At 36.7% G+C, this 21,129-nt stretch carries 20 protein-coding genes; 12 read left to right on the top strand and 8 right to left on the bottom strand.

Going from position 1 to position 21,129, the window contains the following annotated elements:
- Window positions 1-72: 72 nt before the first annotated feature.
- Window positions 73-594, top strand: a complete 522-nt coding sequence (locus PQF83_RS21310) for a dihydrofolate reductase family protein (protein ID WP_000085793.1) — start codon at window positions 73-75, stop codon at window positions 592-594.
- 13 nt (window positions 595-607) lie between these two features.
- On the opposite strand, the gene PQF83_RS21305 is transcribed toward PQF83_RS21310, so the two are convergent.
- Both PQF83_RS21305 and PQF83_RS21300 read right to left on the bottom strand, forming a co-directional pair.
- Window positions 608-1,999 carry a sensor histidine kinase gene (locus tag PQF83_RS21305; protein ID WP_000822577.1) on the bottom strand — a complete coding sequence of 464 codons (1,392 nt, stop codon included), beginning with the start codon at window positions 1,997-1,999 and terminating at the stop codon, window positions 608-610.
- 11 nt (window positions 2,000-2,010) lie between these two features.
- Window positions 2,011-2,688: a response regulator transcription factor gene (locus PQF83_RS21300; protein WP_000565459.1), complete on the bottom strand. Its 678-nt coding sequence runs from the start codon at window positions 2,686-2,688 to the stop codon at window positions 2,011-2,013.
- A gap of 173 nt (window positions 2,689-2,861) precedes the next feature.
- Here PQF83_RS21300 and PQF83_RS21295 point away from each other — a divergent pair, with 173 nt between their 5' ends.
- The 4 genes from PQF83_RS21295 to PQF83_RS21280 all read left to right on the top strand — a co-directional run bounded on the left by PQF83_RS21295 (window position 2,862) and on the right by PQF83_RS21280 (window position 6,540).
- Window positions 2,862-4,109, top strand: a complete 1,248-nt coding sequence (locus tag PQF83_RS21295) for a cell wall-binding repeat-containing protein (protein WP_000738893.1) — start codon at window positions 2,862-2,864, stop codon at window positions 4,107-4,109.
- A gap of 157 nt (window positions 4,110-4,266) precedes the next feature.
- On the top strand, window positions 4,267-5,718 hold the full coding sequence (locus PQF83_RS21290) for a SulP family inorganic anion transporter (protein ID WP_000487887.1): 1,452 nt from the start codon (window positions 4,267-4,269) through the stop codon (window positions 5,716-5,718).
- 65 nt (window positions 5,719-5,783) lie between these two features.
- A complete protein-coding gene (locus PQF83_RS21285) occupies window positions 5,784-6,206 on the top strand; it encodes a universal stress protein (protein ID WP_000278002.1) in 423 nt (140 codons plus the stop codon).
- A gap of 208 nt (window positions 6,207-6,414) precedes the next feature.
- Complete coding sequence (locus PQF83_RS21280) at window positions 6,415-6,540, top strand: DUF4027 family protein (protein ID WP_000738299.1); 126 nt, start codon at window positions 6,415-6,417, stop codon at window positions 6,538-6,540.
- Between the two features lie 104 nt (window positions 6,541-6,644).
- On the opposite strand, the gene opp4A is transcribed toward PQF83_RS21280, so the two are convergent.
- The 6 genes from opp4A to glpT all read right to left on the bottom strand — a co-directional run bounded on the left by opp4A (window position 6,645) and on the right by glpT (window position 13,913).
- The gene (gene opp4A, locus PQF83_RS21275) at window positions 6,645-8,426 is read right to left on the bottom strand and encodes an oligopeptide ABC transporter substrate-binding protein (protein ID WP_001039724.1); all 1,782 of its coding nucleotides are present in this window, start codon (window positions 8,424-8,426) and stop codon (window positions 6,645-6,647) included.
- A gap of 14 nt (window positions 8,427-8,440) precedes the next feature.
- A complete protein-coding gene (locus tag PQF83_RS21270) occupies window positions 8,441-9,346 on the bottom strand; it encodes an ABC transporter permease (protein WP_000880733.1) in 906 nt (301 codons plus the stop codon).
- An 18-nt stretch (window positions 9,347-9,364) separates the two neighbouring features.
- Entirely contained in the window at window positions 9,365-10,333 is a 969-nt protein-coding gene (opp4B, locus tag PQF83_RS21265; protein WP_000265445.1) for an oligopeptide ABC transporter permease, read from the bottom strand.
- 14 nt (window positions 10,334-10,347) lie between these two features.
- A complete protein-coding gene (locus PQF83_RS21260) occupies window positions 10,348-11,274 on the bottom strand; it encodes an ABC transporter ATP-binding protein (RefSeq protein ID WP_001196380.1) in 927 nt (308 codons plus the stop codon).
- The gene (locus tag PQF83_RS21255; RefSeq protein ID WP_000795374.1) at window positions 11,261-12,280 is read right to left on the bottom strand and encodes an ABC transporter ATP-binding protein; all 1,020 of its coding nucleotides are present in this window, start codon (window positions 12,278-12,280) and stop codon (window positions 11,261-11,263) included. The genes PQF83_RS21260 and PQF83_RS21255 overlap by 14 nt, the downstream gene beginning before the upstream one ends.
- A gap of 283 nt (window positions 12,281-12,563) precedes the next feature.
- Window positions 12,564-13,913 (bottom strand): glycerol-3-phosphate transporter, encoded by a 1,350-nt coding sequence (glpT, locus tag PQF83_RS21250; RefSeq protein ID WP_000466372.1) that lies wholly within the window; start codon window positions 13,911-13,913, stop codon window positions 12,564-12,566.
- Between the two features lie 271 nt (window positions 13,914-14,184).
- Between glpT and PQF83_RS21245 the strand changes: the two genes are divergently transcribed.
- The 7 genes from PQF83_RS21245 (at window position 14,185) to PQF83_RS21215 (ending at window position 21,128) form a co-directional block, all read left to right on the top strand.
- Window positions 14,185-14,643: a MarR family winged helix-turn-helix transcriptional regulator gene (locus PQF83_RS21245; RefSeq protein ID WP_001132356.1), complete on the top strand. Its 459-nt coding sequence runs from the start codon at window positions 14,185-14,187 to the stop codon at window positions 14,641-14,643.
- A 19-nt stretch (window positions 14,644-14,662) separates the two neighbouring features.
- Window positions 14,663-16,276, top strand: coding sequence for an MDR family MFS transporter (locus PQF83_RS21240; protein ID WP_000437635.1), 1,614 nt, complete (start codon window positions 14,663-14,665; stop codon window positions 16,274-16,276).
- Between the two features lie 137 nt (window positions 16,277-16,413).
- Entirely contained in the window at window positions 16,414-17,385 is a 972-nt protein-coding gene (rbsR, locus tag PQF83_RS21235) for a ribose operon transcriptional repressor RbsR (protein WP_000104043.1), read from the top strand.
- Between the two features lie 13 nt (window positions 17,386-17,398).
- Window positions 17,399-18,295, top strand: a complete 897-nt coding sequence (gene rbsK / locus PQF83_RS21230; protein WP_001132854.1) for a ribokinase — start codon at window positions 17,399-17,401, stop codon at window positions 18,293-18,295.
- Entirely contained in the window at window positions 18,292-18,687 is a 396-nt protein-coding gene (gene rbsD, locus PQF83_RS21225; protein WP_000716155.1) for a D-ribose pyranase, read from the top strand. The genes rbsK and rbsD overlap by 4 nt, the downstream gene beginning before the upstream one ends.
- Before the next feature lie 18 nt (window positions 18,688-18,705).
- A complete protein-coding gene (gene rbsA, locus PQF83_RS21220; RefSeq protein ID WP_001217681.1) occupies window positions 18,706-20,190 on the top strand; it encodes a ribose ABC transporter ATP-binding protein RbsA in 1,485 nt (494 codons plus the stop codon).
- A 2-nt stretch (window positions 20,191-20,192) separates the two neighbouring features.
- Complete coding sequence (locus tag PQF83_RS21215; protein WP_001074635.1) at window positions 20,193-21,128, top strand: ABC transporter permease subunit; 936 nt, start codon at window positions 20,193-20,195, stop codon at window positions 21,126-21,128.
- Window position 21,129: the final 1 nt, after the last annotated feature.

The following is a 21,129-nucleotide window of genomic DNA, read 5'->3' as shown; positions in this document are numbered from 1 at the left end:
TATTGTTAGTATATTGTTTACATCATATGTTATCAAGATGATTATCAAGATGAGATGCAAGGAGGAAAAGATATGTCACGTGAAATAGTTTTATTTATTGCGGCGAGCTTAGATGGATATATTGCGAAAGAAAATGATGATTTAGAGTGGTTAATGGAAACAGAAGGAGAGGGAGATAACGGTTATACAGAAATGTATGAAACAATTGATACGATAATCATGGGAAAAAGAACGTACGATTATGTAGTAGAGCATATGGAAACATTCCCGTATGTAGATAAAAAATGTTATGTTTTCTCTAACTCAGAAAAAGGTTCGAACGAACACGTGGAGTTTGTAAATGAAGATGTAGTGGAGTTTACAAAAAGGTTGAAAGAGCAAGAAGGATCTAAAATATGGATGGTCGGTGGAGGGAGTCTACTGAGAGAGTTCTTTAAGAATAATCTAATTGATGAATATGTTGTTACGATTACACCGCATATATTAGGTTCTGGAGTTCCGTTATTTCAAGACAAGAACCCAGAAATTCATTTAACTTTAACGGATACGAAACGTTTTGGGCAATTTGTAAACTTATATTATAAAGTAAAATGATAAAGAAACACGACTACTGATGGTAGTCGTGTTTTTGTATAGATGGCAATGAAATAATAAAGCAAGATCCGTGATCAACTTCGCTCGTTACAGTAATATTCCCACCGTGCAGCTCTACAATTTCTTTCACGATAGATAATCCTAAACCAGTTCCGCCTGTAGCTCGTGATCTCGCTTTATCAACTCGATAAAAGCGGTCGAAAATGTGAGGGAGGTCTTCAAGCGGAATACCTTCGCCTTCATCTTCAATTGCAATGGAAATACTTTTATGTTCTTCTGTAACAGAAATGTTTATATGAGAATGCTCTTTTGAATGTCTATAAGCGTTATTTAAAATATTCACCACAACTTGTTCGAATCGTTGTTCATCTAAGTTTACTAGCAGTGTAGGAGGACAAGAGAAAGAAACTGTAATGTACCTTTCTTTATACATGGCGTTTACTTTTTCACATATACGCGTAAGGAAGGTGTGTAAATGCACTTCCTTTACTTGAATAGAAAAGTTATGTTGTTCCATTTGTGCAAGGGAGAACAAATCTTGAACTAAGTTTGTGATGTAATCAGACTCATCTTTTATAATAGATAAATACCGCAAACGTTGCTCAGGAGATGTTGCTTCTTTTGAAGCAATGTCAGCATAACCTCTTACGTATGTTAATGGTGTTCGTAATTCATGAGCAACACTTGCCAGAAATTCACTTCGCTCTGTTTTCATATAATGTAAATCATTTGCGAGTGTTTGAATAGATGATGCTAGTTCACCAATTTCATCATTTCGAGTAGTCGTTAATGAAACTGATAAATCTCCTTTACTCATTTTTTCAGTGGCATGTTTCATGTGTAACAATGGTTTTGTTAATAACCGAGATAAAAGAAAAATGGTAATGACTGTGAGTAGAAACGTGATGGCACCAGCGATAATGAATTGTTTTGTTAATCCATTCACCAACTTTTCAATGGATTCTGTCCCAAGAAACATATACACATACCCCTCATGTTTTCCAGCTACTATGATGGGACTAACCGTACATATATAATTAGATGTTTTCCAGTGATTCTCTATAATTGCTCCGTCATGATCTGTCCGTGTTTGCATCTTTTCAATATGCTTTTTTATAGTAGTATTTATTTCATTGGATTTAGCTAGTACTTCCTTATTTGCATTTGTAATAACAACAGTGGTTTCGGCTTCGGATTCCATTAGTGCAACATGAGAGATTGTTTGCTTATCAAAATACTTTTCAAGGACATCTCTGTGACTATTTCCGCGCTTTAATAAAGCTGTCATTTCTTCATTTACTCTATTGTTGACAAGACTATAATAAAGCGAGACAAATAGAACACTTTCGATTAAAAGTGTAACAATCAAAAAATAAAATCCGAGCTGAATAGAAATTCGCTTCATTGCTTTGCTCCTTAATCTAAAGTATCAACCCATCGATAGCCAACTCCGTACACAGTTTTTAAATGATCATCAATAGGGAAATTTACTTTTCGTAATTTATCACGCAAATTACGAATATGTGAATCGACAGTTCTATCTTCTGTATTTGTATTTAATCCCCAAATTCGTTCAATGAGCTGATCACGGTTCAATACGTAGTTCACATGACGTAAAAATAATCCGAGTAAAGAGAATTCAATTGGTGTAAGAAGAAGTTCTTCGTTATAGACAGAAACGAAATGCTTTGCCTCATCCCATAAAATGCCGTGATATTGGATTTGCGTCCGTTGATTCGTTCGCCTTAAAACAGCTTCAATTCTCGCGAAAAGCTCTTCTTCATGGAAAGGTTTCGTTACGTAATCATCTGCTCCGATTTTTAATCCTTGGACGACATCTACCGTTTGATCACGAGCTGTTACCATAATGATAGGAACGTTACTAAATGAGCGGATTTTTTTACACGTTTCCCATCCGTCCATCTTTGGCATCATAATATCCAGTAAAATAAATTTAAAGTTTTGATTTTCTATATGTGAAATCGCTTCTTCTCCGGATCGTGCACATATGCAGTTATATCCAATTGGAGTAAGATAAAGCGTTAATAATTCAAGCATTCTCGGTTCATCGTCTACGAGCAGTATATCAATCATAGAGAGCCCTCCATATGTAATCTTTACTTAAATTGTAATGCAAAATCATGAAGAAATGGTGCAGATTGTAATGCGTCTGCATAATTTCTTCAGAATTGCTTGTTATTGTAAAGTTGAAATTCCATTTTAGGTAATGATATTGGCTCGAAAATGATTTATACGGAGGCGGTATAGTGAAAAAGATGACCCGAGTTTTTGGGATAACAATAATTACAGCAGTTGGTCTTGCGGCGTGTGGACAAACAAATGCAGATCATAAAAATCATGAATCTAAAGAAGCGAAGAAAACAGAGCAGAAGGAAATGAAAATGAATCAGGAGGTAACTGCGCCGAAAGAAATGAATCAGGGTGCATCAAATGATTTATTAACGACAAGTTTAAAAAATGTAACGAGATTAAACACAAATGATCCTCTTCAAATGGCAGTATTAACTTCGCAGACGATATGGCCAGCAACACATAAAGAGAATCAGCCAGGCGCTGTTATTTTAGTACCAGTAAAAGACTGGCAATTAGGTATTGCAAGTGCAGACCTTATTCATCATCCGAATAACGGACCGATTCTATTTATAGAAAAAGAAAAGGTACCCGAAATGACATTAAAAGAAATAAAACGATTAAATCCGCTCGGAACGAAAGATGGAACACAAATTATGGTGATGGGGGATGTCGATGCATCTATCCTTGAGCAATTAAAAGAGTATAAAGTAAAGCAAATAAAAGAAACGGATCCAGCTACATTTGCAAAAGATGTTGATAAAGAGTATGCGGATATAACAGGTAGTTATCCGAATAGTGTTATTATCGGCTCATCCGAAGAGGAAGGGCGTTTATATACAACACCAGCTGTAAACTGGATTTCTCATATGCCAGAACCACTACTTTATACAGAAAAGAATAAAGTGCCAGAAGCGACGATAGAGGCATTAAAGATGCGAAAAGATAAAGCAAATATATATGTACTAGGACCAGAAAAAATCATTTCAAAAGAAGTAGAAAAAGAGTTAAGCAAATACGGGAAAGTAACGCGTATTAGTGGAGAGACTCCAGTAGAGAATTCTATTGCATTTGCAAAGTTTAAAGATGAAAAAGCAAAATTTGGATGGGGGTTCACAAAACCAGGTCACGGTGTATCATTTGTTTCAAGCAAAACACCAGACTTAGCAGTTGCAGGAGCACCATTTTCACATATGGGTAAACATGCCCCCGTTATCTTATTAGAGGAAGGAAAAGCTTCACAACCAGTGTATGATTTCCTTGCTACTATTCAACCGAAGTTTAAAGATGACCCAACACTTGGCCCGTATAACCACGGCTTCCTATTAGGAAGTACGAGTGATATTTCATTTGAAACACAAGGAATATTAGATGAGAGATTAGAGATTGTGCAAGAAAGTGGTCAAGGGCACGGTGGGCACTAATAAAAGGAGCAAAGGCGCTACTAAGGTAGGGTCTTTTTCTTTAGGAAACTTTTACATAGCACAAAATCCTCTACTCGTTATATAATAACCTTCGTGCAGTCGGCCTTGATTTTCTTACGGAGAAAATCAAATGATAAAAGAGTAGAGGAGTGGTATTTTGTTTCAGACGATAAAAAATGATTGGTTCTCCAACGTGAAAGGGGATGTGCTATCAGGAATAGTTGTTGCTTTAGCGTTAATCCCTGAAGCAATTGCTTTCTCTGTTATTGCAGGCGTGGATCCGACCGTTGGGTTGTACGCAGCCTTTTGTATTGCCGTTACCATTTCATTTGTTGGTGGACGAACTGGAATGATTTCAGCTGCAACAGGTGCAATGGCATTGTTAATGGTAACGCTTGTTAAAGATCATGGTTTGCAATATTTATTTGCTACAACAATATTAACAGGTATTGTCCAAATTATTTTTGGCGTGTTCAAACTGAGCTCATTTATGAAGTTTGTTCCGAAATCTGTTATGAGTGGTTTTTTAAATTCACTTGGAATTTTAGTTTTTACAGCACAATTGCCACATTTTAAAAATGCAACTTGGCAAATGTACGCGCTTGTCGCATTAGGACTTGTAATTATATATGTATTTCCACGTATTACGACGGCTGTCCCATCGACACTTATTTCCATTATTATTGTGACAAGTATTGCAATTATGAGCGGATTACAGTTAAAAACAGTAGGGGATATGGGAAGTTTGCCGAAAGAATTACCGTTCTTTAGTATTCCAGACGTGCCTTTTACACTTGAGACATTAGGGATTATTTTACCGTACGCAGTTATGCTTGCAATTATCGGTTTACTAGAGTCTTTATTAACAGCTTCAGTTTTAGATGATATGACGCATACGGAAAGTAATAAACATAAAGAAGCACGTGGGCAAGGTATTGCAAACATTGTTGCTGGTTTCTTCGGAGGAATGGCAGGATGTGCAATGATTGGACAATCTGTTATTAATATTAAATCAGGTGGACGCGGTCGTTTATCGACGTTTGTAGCGGGCGGATTTTTAATCGTATTACTATTCGTTTTAGGGGACTATGTTGTTCATATTCCGATGGCAGCTTTAGTTGCAGTTATGATTATGGTTTCAATCGGAACATTTGATTGGAACTCTGTAACAACGATTCATAAAGTACCAAAAGGGAATGCATTTGTTATGATCGTAACAGTTGTGGTTGTCTTAATTACACATAATTTAGCATTAGGTGTAATTATCGGAACAGTAATTAGTGCGGTTTTATTTGCATTCAATATGGCAAAGATTCACGTGAAACATTTATATATTGAAAATAAGAAAATATACGAAATTCATGGTCAACTTTTCTTTGCGTCTACGGCAGACTTTATAAATGCTTTTTCATTTGATGAAGATGTAAAAGAAATTGAGATGAATTTTACTCATGCACATGTATGGGATGATTCAGCAGTGGCATCAATTGATAAAGTTATTATGAAGTATGAACAAAGTGGCGTGAAAGTAAGTATAACGGGATTAAATGAACGTAGTGCAAAACTTGTTACTAATTTAGCTACTTATAATAAAAGAATTGCTAGTTAGAAGCCTCCTTTTTAGGGGGCTTTACTATATAATATGAGTAGGATAACGAAAAGGAGATTCAGCATATGTACAAACAAATTATATTAGCATGTGACGGTTCTGAACATGCACTTCGAGCAGCGGAACATGCAACATATATTGCGAAATGTAGTGAAGAAACAAATGTTGAAGTTGTGTACGTAGTAGATAATAGAACAGCAAAATCAGATATTATACAAGGCCAAACGGATTTAGAAACGGTATCAGCTAGTCGAAAAGATAAATTAAAAGAGATTGAAAGTTTATTAAAGAAAGAGAACATTTCTTATAAAATTACGATATTACATGGCGATCCAGGAGATACAATTGTTCAATACGTAAATACAGGAGATATAGATCTTGTTATTGCTGGGAGTAGAGGGTTAAATACATTGCAAGAAATGGTGCTTGGTAGTGTCAGTCATAAAATAGCAAAGCGTGTGAAATGTCCGGTGATGATTATTAAATAAATTGAGTGAAATATTTTGTAGTGTAAGCAAGACCTTGATATAATTCGAGGTCTTTTTTGACGTATAAAAGGGGCGAGTGTGGACATAATAGATACATAAGTTTTAGAAAATATTAACTTACAAATTTGTAAGTTTTTTGTCAGAAAAATCGATGTTATGAAAATTATTCCATTGGTAAAATAAAAATAACGAAGGGGAGATAGGGAGGATGAAAAAGATGAAAGCACTTCAAAATTTATCATATAGCCAAGGTGTCGGTCTTATTTGTTTAGGGGGATTTGCTGCATCTGTTACATTAGCTGTTGTAATAAAGATGATTCATCAAATCTTTTAATTTTAGAGTGGGGAAGGAATTGGTTGTTATTAATAGCACTAAAAAGGTTGTAAATAAAAAATAGCTCCTGGCATGTATATAGATGCTAGGAGCTATTTTTATGATTATTTTTCTACTTCTGGCTTCTCACTTGTTACAGTAACGTCTTTCCAATGTGAAGTTATTTGATTCACTTCAGCATTGACATCAAAATCTTTTACGCGCTTATTAACACCTGTTAAATCAAATGTGTAATGAATTGGAATCATCGGTGCTTCGTCATGAATTAATTTTTGCCATTTATCGTATACTTCTTTACGATATTTTTCATCAGTAGCTTTTTCTGATAATCCAGCATCTAATAACTTCGTATTTTCATCATTTACCCAGCGCTGATAGTTAAAACCAGCATTTTTACCCCATAGACCAGAAAGGTCAGGATCAGAACCAGTGTTCCAAGCACCAGAGAAAATATCAACCTTTGGATCATCTTTTTTAATCATTTCACGCATAGCATTAAATTCATGTAAGCGTCCATCAACAAGTTCTACTTTTAAGCCGATATCCTTCCAAGATTGAATATAGAATTTAGCCAGTGGTTCACTTGTTTCACTACCGTTACTAGCTAGGAAGTTAATTTTAAATTCATTACCTTTTGGATCTTCACGGAATCCATCACCATTTTTATCTTTATAGCCAGCTTCATCTAATAGTTTTTTCGCTTTATCTACATCTAAGTTATATGAACCAACATCATTATTATGGTACTTTGGCATAGATGGTGGAATTGGAGAGTTAGCTGGAACGCGAAGGCCGTGATATACTTTCTCTGCCAATTTTTCTCTATCAATTGCATGTGCCATCGCTTGACGTAAACGAACGTCTTTGAACTTATCGTTATCCATTACAGCTTCATTCTTTGCTTTGTCCATATGTCCGAACTTAAATCCGATATAAGTGTAAGCAAGGTCAGTTTTACCAATTAGTTGTGTGTTTTTTAATTTACTTACGTTCGGATATTGATCAGCAGTAATTGCTGCAATATCAATATCACCTTTTTTCAGAGATGCACTAACAATAGATGGATTTACAACCTTTAGCGTTATATTTTTTAGTTTAGGTTTGCCACCCCAATAATCATCGAAGCGCTCATACTCAACTGATTCACCAGGGACGATTTTCTTCACCTTAAATGGTCCGAATCCAATTGGATTTTGACGGATTTTATCTGATTCAGCTAGTTTTTCAATTGGTACATCACCTAAATATTTTTTTGGTGTAGGATATGTCCAAATACCAGTTTTCAGTGAAGGGTTTACTTCTTTATAAGTAATAGAAATTGTTTTTGGATCGACTACTTTAATACCAGAAATTTTGTCAGCTTTTCCAGCGTGATATTCTTCCATACCTTCAATCATTTGCATTTGTGTATCGTAACGAATACCTGTATATTTGCTATTCCCAATAATTAAGTAAGAATATTCTAAATCCTCAGCTGTTAAAGGGTTACCATCGTGCCATTTTACATTATCTTTAATCTTAATTGTAATTGTTTTTTTATCTTCAGAAATTGTATAAGTTGCAGCACCATCATTTGTAATTTCCCAGTTTTTATCTGTAGCTAATAATTGTTCATCAAAGAAATCCATAATTTCTGAATCTGGAGCAACTTCATATAATACCCTACTTAAAACACCAGCGAAAGGTGAATTTGAAACGAGTCCATAAGTTAATGATCCGTCTTTAATTTCTTTACCATCATTTTTTACAGCAGCACTAAATTTATTTGTTTCTACTTTTTTCGTATTTGCTTTTTTGCTACCGCTATCAGCACCCCCACATGCAGATAGTAATAATGTTGAAGCAGCAAGTGTACTTAATACTTTGTACAATTTTGGTTTGTTCATAACTTCTCCACCCCTTAACCTTTTCTTTGTCTCGCATCAGCCGCACGCTTTAACGCTTGACCAATAAAATTTATACACAGCATCAACACTAAAATCATGATTGATGCGGGTAACCAAATCCACCATTTTTCTTGCAATACATCTGGGTTTGTTGCATAACTTACAAGTGTACCAAGACTCGGTGTGCTTTCTGGTAGACCGAAGCCTAAGTAAGTCAAACTAGATTCAATCCCGATGTTACCAGCAAGATTTAATGTAATATTTACAATAATAATAGAGCTCAAATTAGGTAATATTTGCTGGAAGATAATCTTCCAATTTGGTGTTCCTAACGTTTTAGATGCAGATACGTAATCAAGTTCTTTCTCAGTTAATACTTTAGAGCGTATAAGTCTTGCTTTTCCGACCCATAAGAAAGCGGTCATTATGAGAATAAATGTAGTAATATTGAAAGTTGGAACGAGTGAGATAAATACGATAACAATCATTAAGAATGGTAAAATCATCATAAAGTCGATAAAACGCATGATGATGTTATCGACAACTCCTCCAAAATAGCCAGCAATTAGTCCCATTGTAAGACCGATAAGAGTTGATAAAAGAGTGATGGCTAAACCAACTGTAAAGGAATTACGTGTACCAATAATTAATTGTCCGAAAATATCACGGCCTCCATAATCAGTTCCTAGCCAATGTTCAGCAGAAGGAGGATCATAAATGGCGAACAGATCGACTCGAACGATATCTTCTTGTTTCATAATAAATGAAGTTGTATAAACGGCTATTAATATTAAAGCTAAAAAGAATAGGGAAAACATTGCTAGTTTATCTTTACGAAATTCTCGCCACATAATGGAGAAACCAGAAGGGCTCTTTTCGTAATGAATGACCTCAGTTTGTTTTTCAGGATTTGCTAACATAACGTTTCTTCACCTCCATTAATCAATACGAATACGTGGATCAACGATGCTTAGAATAATATCGGAAAGAAGAGTCCCGAGTAGCGTTGCGAATCCAGTAAATAATACAAGAGCAGTTACGACACTGAAATCACGTTGAGTGATAGATTGGAAAAATAGTTGTCCAATTCCTGGGTAGCCGAAAATATTTTCTAGAATAATAGAGCCACCAACTAAACCTGTAATTTCATATCCTAAAAATGCTGCAATTGGTAAAAATGAATTTCGTAAAATATGTCTGGAATATACTTTAGATTCTGGTACACCTTTTGCTTTTACTGTGCGTACAAAATCTTTATGTTTCGTATCAATAATTTCACTTCGTAAATATTGTACAGTTCCTACAGTGCCAATTAATGCCCCAGATAAAGCTGGTAAAATCATATGATTTAATTTACTTAAATAGTAATCAAATGATCCGGCTGCCACTTGTGGATCAACGCTACCACTTGTAGGGAAGATCGGGTATAAAAAGCCGAATAAGAATAACATTACTAATCCGAAAATAAATAGGGGTGTACCAAATCCTAAAAAGTTATAGAGTGTAATGAGTCGGTCAGCCCACGTATCATTCCAACGCCCACTTATAACGCCAAGTGGAATGGCAATTAAATAAGTAAGAATAAGAATTAGAAGAGCTAACAGCACTGTATTACCAAGGCGTTCCCCAATAATATCTGTTACTTGTATTTTATGTGCGTAAGAAATACCGAAATCTCCTTGTACGGCGTTTGAAATCCACCTTACATATTGTGTGGGAATAGGATCATTTAACCCAAGTTTCTCACGTTGTTCTTCAATTACTTTTGGATCGGCTTTTGGGTTTGCTAGTTCAGCGCCACTTAATGCATCACCTGGCATTGCTTTAGCAAGTGTAAAGACGAGTACGCTTAATACGAATAATTGCGGTATCATAACTAAAATCCGGCGTAATATAAATTTCCACATGTTTTATCACTCCCTTATGGTAATGCCACCCGGTGAGTTGGCGAGATTGGTTTTAAATCGTAAGCACGTCCATTTTCATTGAAATAATTTTCGTATGATTTTTCGTACTCAGTGCTTACTTCACGACGCAATTTACGCTGTTGTTCGCGGTTTTCCGGACGAATATCAGGAATAGCTGATATTAGGCGCTTCGTATAGATGTGCTGTGGGTTATTATAAATTTCAGCACTAGTTGCTTCTTCCACAATGCGTCCGCGATACATAACACCGATACGGTCACACATATGGCGAATTACACCTAAATCATGACTAATAAATAAGTATGTTAGTCCGAGTTCAGATTGTAAATCTTGTAAGAAGTTTAAAACTTGCGCTTGTACTGACACATCGAGTGCAGATACAGGTTCATCTGCGATAATAAGCTTCGGCTTTAGTGTAAGTGCGCGTGCAATACCAATCCGCTGTCTTTGTCCACCGGAAAATTCATGTGGGTATTTATAAATAGACTCTGGATTTAAGCCAACTTTATCAAGATAATCTTGAACAGCTCTACGCTCTTCATCAGGTGAGAGTTTCTCAAAATTCCGAAGTGGTTCAGCGATAATATCCATAACACGTTTCTTCGGGTTTAAGGATGAATAAGGATCTTGAAAAATCATCTGAATATCTTTTCGCTGTTCTCTTAGTTCTGAGCGACTTAATTTTGTTAAATCTCTATTATTAAAATGAATGCTACCGCCTGTTGCTTTTGTTAAGTGCATAATTGCTTTTCCAGTTGTTGATTTGCCGCTCCCAGATTCCCCAACGATTCCGTACGTTTCGCCAGGTTGTAGTTCGAAGCTTACGCCATCAACAGCACGAACGTAATCTAATGTACGACCGAAAACACCACCTTTAATTGGAAAGTGTACTTTTAAATCTTCTACTTTAAGCAGTGCCATGAGTTACGTCATCTCCTTTCTTATCTTGGAAGTTAAAATGTTTGTAGCAAGTACAACGCACCCAGTGGTCTGGTTTTACTTCATGTAAAATTGGATTTTCCTCGTGCTGATCAGGTCTAATCCATGGAATTCGAGCTTGGAAGCGGCAACCTGTGCGAGGCATCTTCGCTAACGAAGGAACCACCCCTTGAATTACATGCAATTTTTCTTTTTCAGCATACGCAGATGGAATGGAGTTTAATAGAGAACGAGTATATGGGTGAAGAGGGTTGTTAAAAATCTCTTCAACTTTTCCTGTTTCTACAACTTGTCCAGCGTACATAACGACGATACGATCGGCTGTTTCTGCGACAACACTTAAATCGTGAGTAATTAAAATAATGCCCATTTTCGTTTGTTCTTGAATAGATTTTAGTAAGTCTAAAATTTGTGCTTGGATGGTTACGTCAAGAGCCGTTGTTGGCTCATCTGCAATAATAAGTGCTGGGTTACAAGCAATTGCAATTGCGATAACAATTCTTTGTCTCATTCCGCCAGATAATTCGTGTGGGTATTGTTTATATGTAAGTTCTGGTTTTGGAATACCAACTTGATGAAGTAGTTCTAAGGTGCGTTCTTTCTTTTCAACTTTTGAAAGGCTTGTGTGGTAGTCTAAATTTTCTTCGATTTGTTTTCCAACTGTCATAAGAGGATCGAGTGCTGTAAGAGGTTCTTGGAAAATCATACCGATGTTTGATCCGCGTACTTTATTCATCTCTGCGGCTGACATCGTTAGTAAATCCTTATCTCTATAGTTAAGCTGCCCTTGTAATTTTGTATTTGCTTCATTATGCAGTCGCATAATGGAAAGGGCAAGTGCACTTTTTCCGCAACCTGATTCACCAACTATCGCGACAATTTCATTTTCATGGACAGTTAACGAAACATCATCAACTGCGGCATGATATTGATCTTGTATGCGAAAGGAAGTCTGTAAGTTTTCAATGCGAAGAAGTGGATTCTTCATGGCTATCCCTCCATCTTTCTGAAAAGACTAAATATTTTGTATGTTGTTGTTATTTTAATATAAATTGACAATGTTTGACAAGCATAAGTTGAGAAAATATTCAAAAATCTTTTTATATAGAGATTGGATGCATGTATATAAGTAGTTGAAGCGCTTTGAAAACGCTAACATGTATAAGAAAGGGAAATAAATCTTTTGTAAGAAAAAAGTATTATATGTAGAAAAAAGAGAGACGTTCTGGAAAGAACAGACTCTCTTTTTTTGATAAGAATAATATTAGTGCTTAAGCTTGCTTTTGTTTTGGAGATCCTGTCTTTAAAGTAAGAGCAAGGAAGAACATTGCAAGTACACAAGATACAAGTAATAAGATGAATCCGCCATCCCATCCGAATGCATCGACGATAAAGCCCATAGCAGCACTAGCGAAAGCTGCTCCGCCTAAGTAACCGAAGAAGCCAGTTAATCCAGCTGCAGTTCCAGCCGCTTTCTTTGGTGCTAAGTCAAGAGCGTGTAGACCAATTAACATAACAGGTCCGTAAATTAAAAATCCAATTGCAACAAGTGCGATACTATCAACCATTGGATTACCAGGAGGGTTTAGCCAGTATACAAGAACGGCGATAAATACACCAACCATGAATAAAATACCAGCAGGTGCGCGGCGTCCTTTAAATAGTTTATCACTCATCCAGCCGCAAAGAAGTGTACCTGGAATACCAGCCCATTCATATAGAGCATAAGCTGTACGTGAGCTACTATGAGTAAAGCTTTTTTCTTCTACTAAATAAGTAGGAGCCCAGTCTACAACACCGTAACGTACGAAATAAACAAAAACGTTCGCAATAGCGATGTACCATAAAAATTTATTGTTTAGTACGTATGTAAATAAAATTTCCTTTACTGAAAGTTCGCGTTCGCGATCTTGTACTTTTTCATCTGGTGGATATTCTCCAGTATGTTCTTCAATAGAAGGTAATCCGCAAGATTGAGGTGTATCTCTCATCGTAATTAATACATAAATACCAACTAAAATTGAAAGAATACCTGGGAAGTAAAAAATACTTTTCCAGTCATTTGCAAAGAAATATAACCCTAATGTTACAAGGGAAGGCATAAGTGCGCCACCGACATTATGAGCGACGTTCCAAATAGACATTTTTGTACCACGTTCACTAATAGAGAACCAGTGAACCATTGTACGACCACAAGGAGGCCATCCCATCCCTTGTACCCATCCATTTAAAAACTGAAGTACAAACATAAGTATAATGCTCGTTGTAATGAAAGAAAATGAGCCGAAAATAATATTAATGATACCTGATAAAAATAGCCCAGCTGCTAAAAAGTAGCGAGGATTACAACGATCGGATACGATACCCATAAGAAATTTACTTAATCCGTAAGCGATAGAAACTGCTGAAAGGATAACCCCAAGTTCCCCTTTACTAAAGCCTTGTTCAATTAAGTATGGCATTGCTAGTGAAAAGTTTTTTCGAACAAAGTAATAACCTGCATAGCCGATGAAGATACCTAAAAATACTTGTAAACGTAGTTTACGGTATTCACTATCAACGCGGTCAGCTGGTAAGCGTTCCGCGTGGGGCGCAGGTTTAAAGAATTGTGTAAAAAACATAAAATGAAAATCCTCCCCAAATTAATTCGAAGTGTCGTAAGTCAGAGAGAATATAAAAAGGCCATGAAATATAAAAAAGTTTCCTTTTTTATGATTCATAGCCGTGTACTCCGATTCTCCGTGACTGTCAATATTAACTTCGTCGAAAATTATACAACTTTGTGACAAAAATGTAAACGTTTTTATAAATAAAAACGTTGACGGATTTTATTCGTCGGATTAATATTTAAATACATTAAATATTTTATTGTTTAAATAAGAGGTGGATAACATGCCAAATGATATGATGCATATCGATAAAATTCAAGCTCTTGCCTTTTCAATTGGAAAGAAAATGCAGACGGAGTTATTAGAACAAATGCAAGCAACAGGACTTACACCACCGCAGTTTTATATTTTAAAGATTTTAGATCATTATGGAGCTTCAAGGGCGACAAAATTAGCAAAAAAGATGTATGTAAAGCCTAGTGCAATTACAGTGATGATCGATCGCTTAATTGACCAAGAGCTTGTAGAGCGTTATCACGACAAAGAGGACCGTCGTGTTGTCGTCATTGAGTTAACCAAAAAGGGGAAAGCTAGAGTAGAAGAGGCAATGACCGCTCGTAATGAGCACATTGCAAAATATTTCTCACATTTAGAATTACAAGAAAGAGAAGATTTGTTACGCCTCTTTGAGAAGTTAGAAACAATTATTTGCGGGACACAAGAGAAAAAAGAGAATAACTAAGAGGAATTGAGGAGATTACATGGAGCAACAAGAAAATATAAATAGAAAGTTGTTGTTAATCGGTTTAATCATTGCGATGCTATTTGCTGCCTTAGATGGAACAATCGTTGGTACAGCAATGCCGCGTATCGTCGGTGAACTAGGCGGATTAAGCTTAATGACGTGGTTAACAACAGCTTATATGTTAACATCAACGACAGTTGTACCAATCGCAGGTAAATTAGCGGATTTACTTGGCCGTCGTAACGTATATATAACAGGGCTAGTTATCTTTATGGTTGGCTCAGCATTATGTGGTATGGCAAATGGTATGACAGAATTAATTATTTTCCGTGGTATTCAAGGTCTTGGTGGCGGTATTATGATGCCAATGGCTATGATTATTATCGGAGATATGTTCACGGGGAAAGAACGTGCGAAATGGCAAGGTATTTTTGGTGCGTTATACGGTCTTGCTTCTGTAATTGGACCACAAGTGGGTGGTTGGATTGTAGATGCAGTGAACTGGAGATGGGTATTCTACATTAACTTGCCAGTTGGTATTTTAGCAACAATCTTTATTGCAATGGGATTAAAATCACATAAACAAACAGGACCAATTAAAATTGATATCGCTGGGATCTTTACGATGATTCTCGGTGTTGTAAGTTTATTACTTGCATTAACGTTTGGTGGAAAAGATTACGCATGGGATTCTTGGCAAATTATCGGGTTATTTGCATTAGCTTTAATTGGTATCGTTAGCTTTGTTATCGTTGAAACGAAAGCGGAAGAACCAATTTTACCGATGCATTTCTTTAAAAATCGTACATTTACATTACTAAATGCGATTGGATTCTTTATGAGTATTGGAATGTTCGGTGCGATTATGTTCGTACCATTCTTCATGCAAGGAATTGTAGGAGTAAGTGCTGCTGAATCAGGAACAATTATGACGCCAATGATGATTACAATGATTGTGATGAGTATTATTGGCGGGCAACTTGTATTAAAAGTTGGTGTAAAACCACAAATTATTACAGGAATGCTTATAATGGCTGGAGGGTTCTGGTTATTAACAACGATGGATATGCACACAACTAAATTGACTGCTACTTCTTATATGATGGTTATCGGTTTAGGAATGGGTCTTGTAATGCCGACATTAACATTAGCGTTACAAGAAAGCTTCCCGAAAAAGGATCTTGGTGTCGTAACATCATCAAGTCAGTTCTTCCGTCAAATCGGCGGAACATTTGGTATTACAATTTTAGGATCAATCATGAATAACACTTCAGGTACAACGTTAACAAAAAATTTAGTACCTGTATTAGATACATTCCCAAAAGAAGCGGGACAAATGGTAACGAAATTTAAAGATATGATTCATACAGATCCGCAAGGCTTATATTCAATGTTATTTAGTCCAGAGGCATTAAAACAAATGCCAGAAGCATTCGCTAATAGCATTGTACCAATTTTGAAAAACTCTTTAGTAGACTCACTTCATACTGTATTCTTAACAGGATTAGTATTTATCGTAGTAGGCGCTATCTTTACGATTTTCTTACAGAAGATTAAACTGTCAGATCGTAAAAAAGATGCTGAAGAGCCAGCTACAGAGGAAAAAGAACAAACTGTATCCTATTCGTAATGAAAAAGCATCGCCTTATGGCGGTGCTTTTTTGAGTATAACCTTAAAAGCTTTTTCGTGAGAAATGATTGACGTATTTCTAGAAATACGTTATATTATTTTCTGTAAACGGTTACATGAAATGGAGAGGAAAGAAAATGAGTACGATTAAAGACGTTGCAAAATTAGCGGGAGTATCTGTTGCGACCGTTTCCAGAGTGTTAAATAAAAATGGATATGTTCATGAAGATACTTTAAAGAAAGTAGAACGAGCGATTGAGATGCTAGACTATAAGCCTAGTACAGTAGCGCGTTCACTGTATAATAAAAAATCTCGTTTAATTGGCTTAGTTGTTCCAAATATCGTGAATCCATTCTTTCCAGAAGTTGCACGTGCCGTAGAAGATGTAGCGCATAAGCAAGGGTATACAGTTGTACTTTGTAACTCTGATGAAAGTTTAGAGAAAGAAAAGCAATATATTGATGTACTTAGGCAAAATAATGTAGATGGATTTATTGTAGCGACAAATCCACAAAATAGTGTGAATTACATGAACTTGTCAGTACCAGTCGTTGCAATTGACCGTATGTTTAATGAGCGTATACCTGCTGTGTATGCAGATAACTATGCGGGAAGTCAGGTAGCGACAAAGTTATTAATAGATAAGGGCTGTAAACATATTGCACATATTCGTGGACCGCGTGACGTAAGCACAGCAAATGAACGTTTTGAAGGCTTTGTAGACGTTATTACACAAAATAATCTTTCTTATATGATTGCAGAGAGTACATTTGATCCAGCTAATAGTGAGCGTGTAGCGGTGGAACTATTAGAACAATACCCGCATATTGATGGAATTGTTGCTGGGAATGATTTAATTGCAATAGGTATCGTAAAGGCTGCGCTTCAAAAGGGGATTTCTATTCCGGATGATTTACAAATTATCGGATTCGATGGAATTTCTTTAACAGAGATGATGTATCCATCTATTACAACTATTGCACAGCCAATTTATGAAATGGGGAAAATTGCAACAGAACTGCTGTTAGAGCAGATGGAAGGAAACGTATTAGAAGAGAAACATTATCGTTTACCGATTGAAATTATAGAACGAAATACAACGAAGTAAGGAGATGAAATAGATGCCAAATATTGCAGTAGTAGGTAGTATTTCAATGGACTTAGTGGCCGTTTCAAAAAAACGTCCGAAAGCAGGGGAAACAGTAATTGGTGAAGCATTTCATACAATTCCAGGAGGGAAAGGAGCTAACCAGGCGGTTGCTGCAGCTAGATTAGGCGCAAATGTAGCGATGGTTGGAGCGGTAGGAGACGATAATTATGGAACTGTAGTTAGAAAAAATTTAGAGAACGAACGCGTTTTTATCGACTATGTGGTACCGGTTACAGATGCGGCGACAGGAATTGCTCATATCGTTTTAGCAGAAGAGGATAACAGTATTGTTGTCGTGCAAGGAGCGAATGCTCTTGTCAATGAGTCGGTTGTAAATCGTTCAAAAGATCTTCTTATAAAAGCTGATATGGTTGTGCTTCAACTAGAGATTCCGCTTGAAACAGTAAAATATGTATTAGCTATTTGTGAGGAACACAAAATCCCGGTTATGTTAAACCCAGCGCCAGCACAAGTGTTATCAGAAGATATTTTAGAAAAGGCAACTTATATTACGCCAAATGAACATGAGTGTCGCATCGTATTAGATGATTTCACATCACCAATTGAAGAGTTACTGGCTAAATATCCAAACAAACTATTGATGACAGAAGGTTCTAACGGTGTACGTTTCCATAATGGTACAGAGATTGTACATGTTCCTAGCATTGCTGTTGATGTAGTAGATACGACTGGAGCTGGTGATACATTTAATGGTGCATTAGCAGTTGCGCTTTCTGAAGGAGAAACACTTCAAAAAGCAATTCGTTTTGCGAATATTGCTGGTGGTCTTTCTGTAACGAAACTTGGGGCGCAAGGCGGTATGCCAACGAGAGATAGAGTACGTGAAGTGCAGGTGATTGTCGGATGAAGAAGCACGGCGTATTAAATAGTGAGATTGCATCAATCCTTGCTTCACTTGGGCATACGGATACGATTGTAATTGCTGATTGCGGTTTACCAATTCCTGACGGAGTAAAAAGAATTGATTTAGCTGTTGAAATAGGAAAACCTAGCTTTTTAGATGTATTGCAAGTGGTAGCTGATGATATGGCAATTGAAAAAGTGACGTTAGCAGAAGAGGTTATTAACAATAATGCGGAAATAAATAAAGAGATTGAGCTGAAATTAGTAGAGCCAGCGTTTGAATATGTATCTCATGAACAATTTAAAGAGCATACAAAGAAAGCGAAGGCCATTATTCGTACAGGCGAGGCTACGCCTTATGCCAATGTAATTTTACATGCAGGCGTGATTTTTTAATAAAGGGAAGTGATGGGAATGCGTATTGAAATGAAAAATATTTCAAAGGCGTTCAATGGAAATCCTGTTTTGAAGAATGCACAATTTATGATTGAAACAGGAGAAGTCCATGCATTGATGGGGGAAAATGGAGCGGGTAAATCAACGCTCATGAAGATTTTAACAGGTGTATACAAAAGAGATGGTGGAACGATCACGATTGATGGACAAGAACGAACTTTTAAAAATGCGAAAGAAGCTGAAGAGTACGGTATTGCATTTATACATCAAGAATTGAACATATTACCGAATTTAACAGTAGCTGAAAATATGTTTCTCGGTAAAGAGTTAATGTATGGGAAGACAGGTATTTTACGTACGCGCCAAATGAACGCGATTGCGCAGCAGCAACTAGCAGAGTTAGGATTACATGTAAAAGGAGCTATGTTGGCAGGAGAGTTATCGGTTGGACAACAGCAAATTATCGAAATTGCGAAAGCACTAATGACAAATGCAAGCGTTATTATTATGGATGAGCCTACTGCGGCACTGACGGATCGTGAAATCGAAACGCTCTTTACAGTAATCAATAAGTTACGTAAAGAAGGTGTTTCATTCGTGTACATTTCGCATCGTATGGAAGAGATTTTCTCAATATGTGATGCTATTACGATTTTGCGTGATGGAGAATACGTGGGAAAGAGATTAATTCCAGAAACATCATTTGATGAAGTAGTGAGTATGATGGTGGGGCGCAGCATTGGTGAACGTTACCCAGAACGAAATAGTCAAATTGGCGATGTGATTTTTGAGATGCGTAATGGAACGAAAAAAGGGAAGTTTGAAAATGTATCGTTTCAGGTGAGAAAAGGTGAAATCCTTGGTGTTGCTGGTTTGATGGGAGCTGGCCGTACAGATATTATGAAAGCGATATTTGGATACGAACCTTTAGATTCTGGCCAAATTTTTATAAATGGACAAGAAGTAAAGATTGATAGTCCGATAGATGCGATTAGACAAAGAATCGCTTTCATTACAGAGGATAGAAAATCTGAAGGATTAGTGTTAGATTTCTCAATTCGGGAAAATTTGGCTTTAACGAATTTAGAAAGTCTTTCAAAGGGGAGTGTCGTAAGTAACGAACTAGAACAACAGTTTACGGCGGACATGATGAAGCTTCTTAATGTGAAAGCATCTAGTGGAGAGCAAGCGGTAAAATCTCTTTCTGGTGGAAATCAGCAAAAGGTTGTAATTGCAAAATGGCTAGGTATCCACCCGCAGTTACTCATTTTAGATGAGCCAACAAGGGGTGTTGATGTTGGAGCAAAAAAAGAAATTTACTCTATTATGAATAAGCTTACCGAAGAAGGAGATGCCGTTATTATGGTATCATCTGAGCTTCCAGAAGTTTTAGGGATGAGTGATCGCGTTCTTGTTATTCATGAAGGAAAAGTCGGCGGCATTTTAGAGAAAGATGAGGCATCACAAGAGTCTATTATGGCACTAGCTACAGGGGGAGAGTAAGGATGGCTAAGAAGGGGAATGTATTACAACAACTTGGGTCTTTAATTGGACTAGCGCTAATTATTGTAGTAATTACGGCTTTAAATCCAGCGTTTATTGAAATTCCAAATTTATTTAATATACTGCGTCAAGTATCGATTAATGCGCTTATTGCATTCGGAATGACCTTTGTAATTTTAACAGGGGGTATTGACTTATCGGTAGGTTCTATTTTAGCATTATCAAGTGCACTTGTTGCTGGAATGATGGCAAGTGGCATGGACCCGTTCCTTGCGATGGCAGTTGGATTATTAGCTGGTCTTGTAATGGGAATTGTAAACGGTATCATCATAGCGAAGGGAAAAGTAGCTCCATTTATTGCGACTTTAGCAACAATGACTATTTTTCGCGGGTTGACGCTTGTTTATATGGACGGACGTCCGATCACTGGTCTTGGTGATCATTTAATGTTCCAAATGTTTGGCCGCGGTTATTTTCTTGGTATTCCAGTACCAGCTGTTACAATGATGATCGCTTTCGCAGTGCTGTACTTCATTTTGAAGAAAACGACATTTGGTCGCCGTACATTTGCAATTGGTGGAAATGAAGAAGCAGCAGCATTATCAGGTATTAATGTTACGAGAATTAAAGTAATGATTTACGGTCTTTCCGGAGTTTTGGCAGCGCTTGCAGGTATTGTCTTAACATCACGACTAGATTCTGCACAGCCGACTGCAGGTACTTCTTACGAATTAGATGCAATTGCAGCAGTTGTATTAGGTGGAACTAGTCTTTCTGGGGGAAGAGGATGGATTGTTGGTACATTCATCGGTGTACTTATTATCGGTGTACTAAATAACGGTTTAAATTTATTAGGTGTATCTTCTTTCTTCCAACAAGTTGTAAAAGGACTTGTAATCTTACTAGCTGTATTAATTGATCGCAGAAAAGAAGCGTAAT

The organism is Bacillus sp. FF-1, assembly GCF_028548245.1.
In the GTDB taxonomy this organism is placed as follows: Bacteria; Bacillota; Bacilli; order Bacillales; family Bacillaceae_G; genus Bacillus_A; species Bacillus_A paranthracis.
This window is presented reverse-complemented; position numbering and strand designations above follow the sequence as displayed.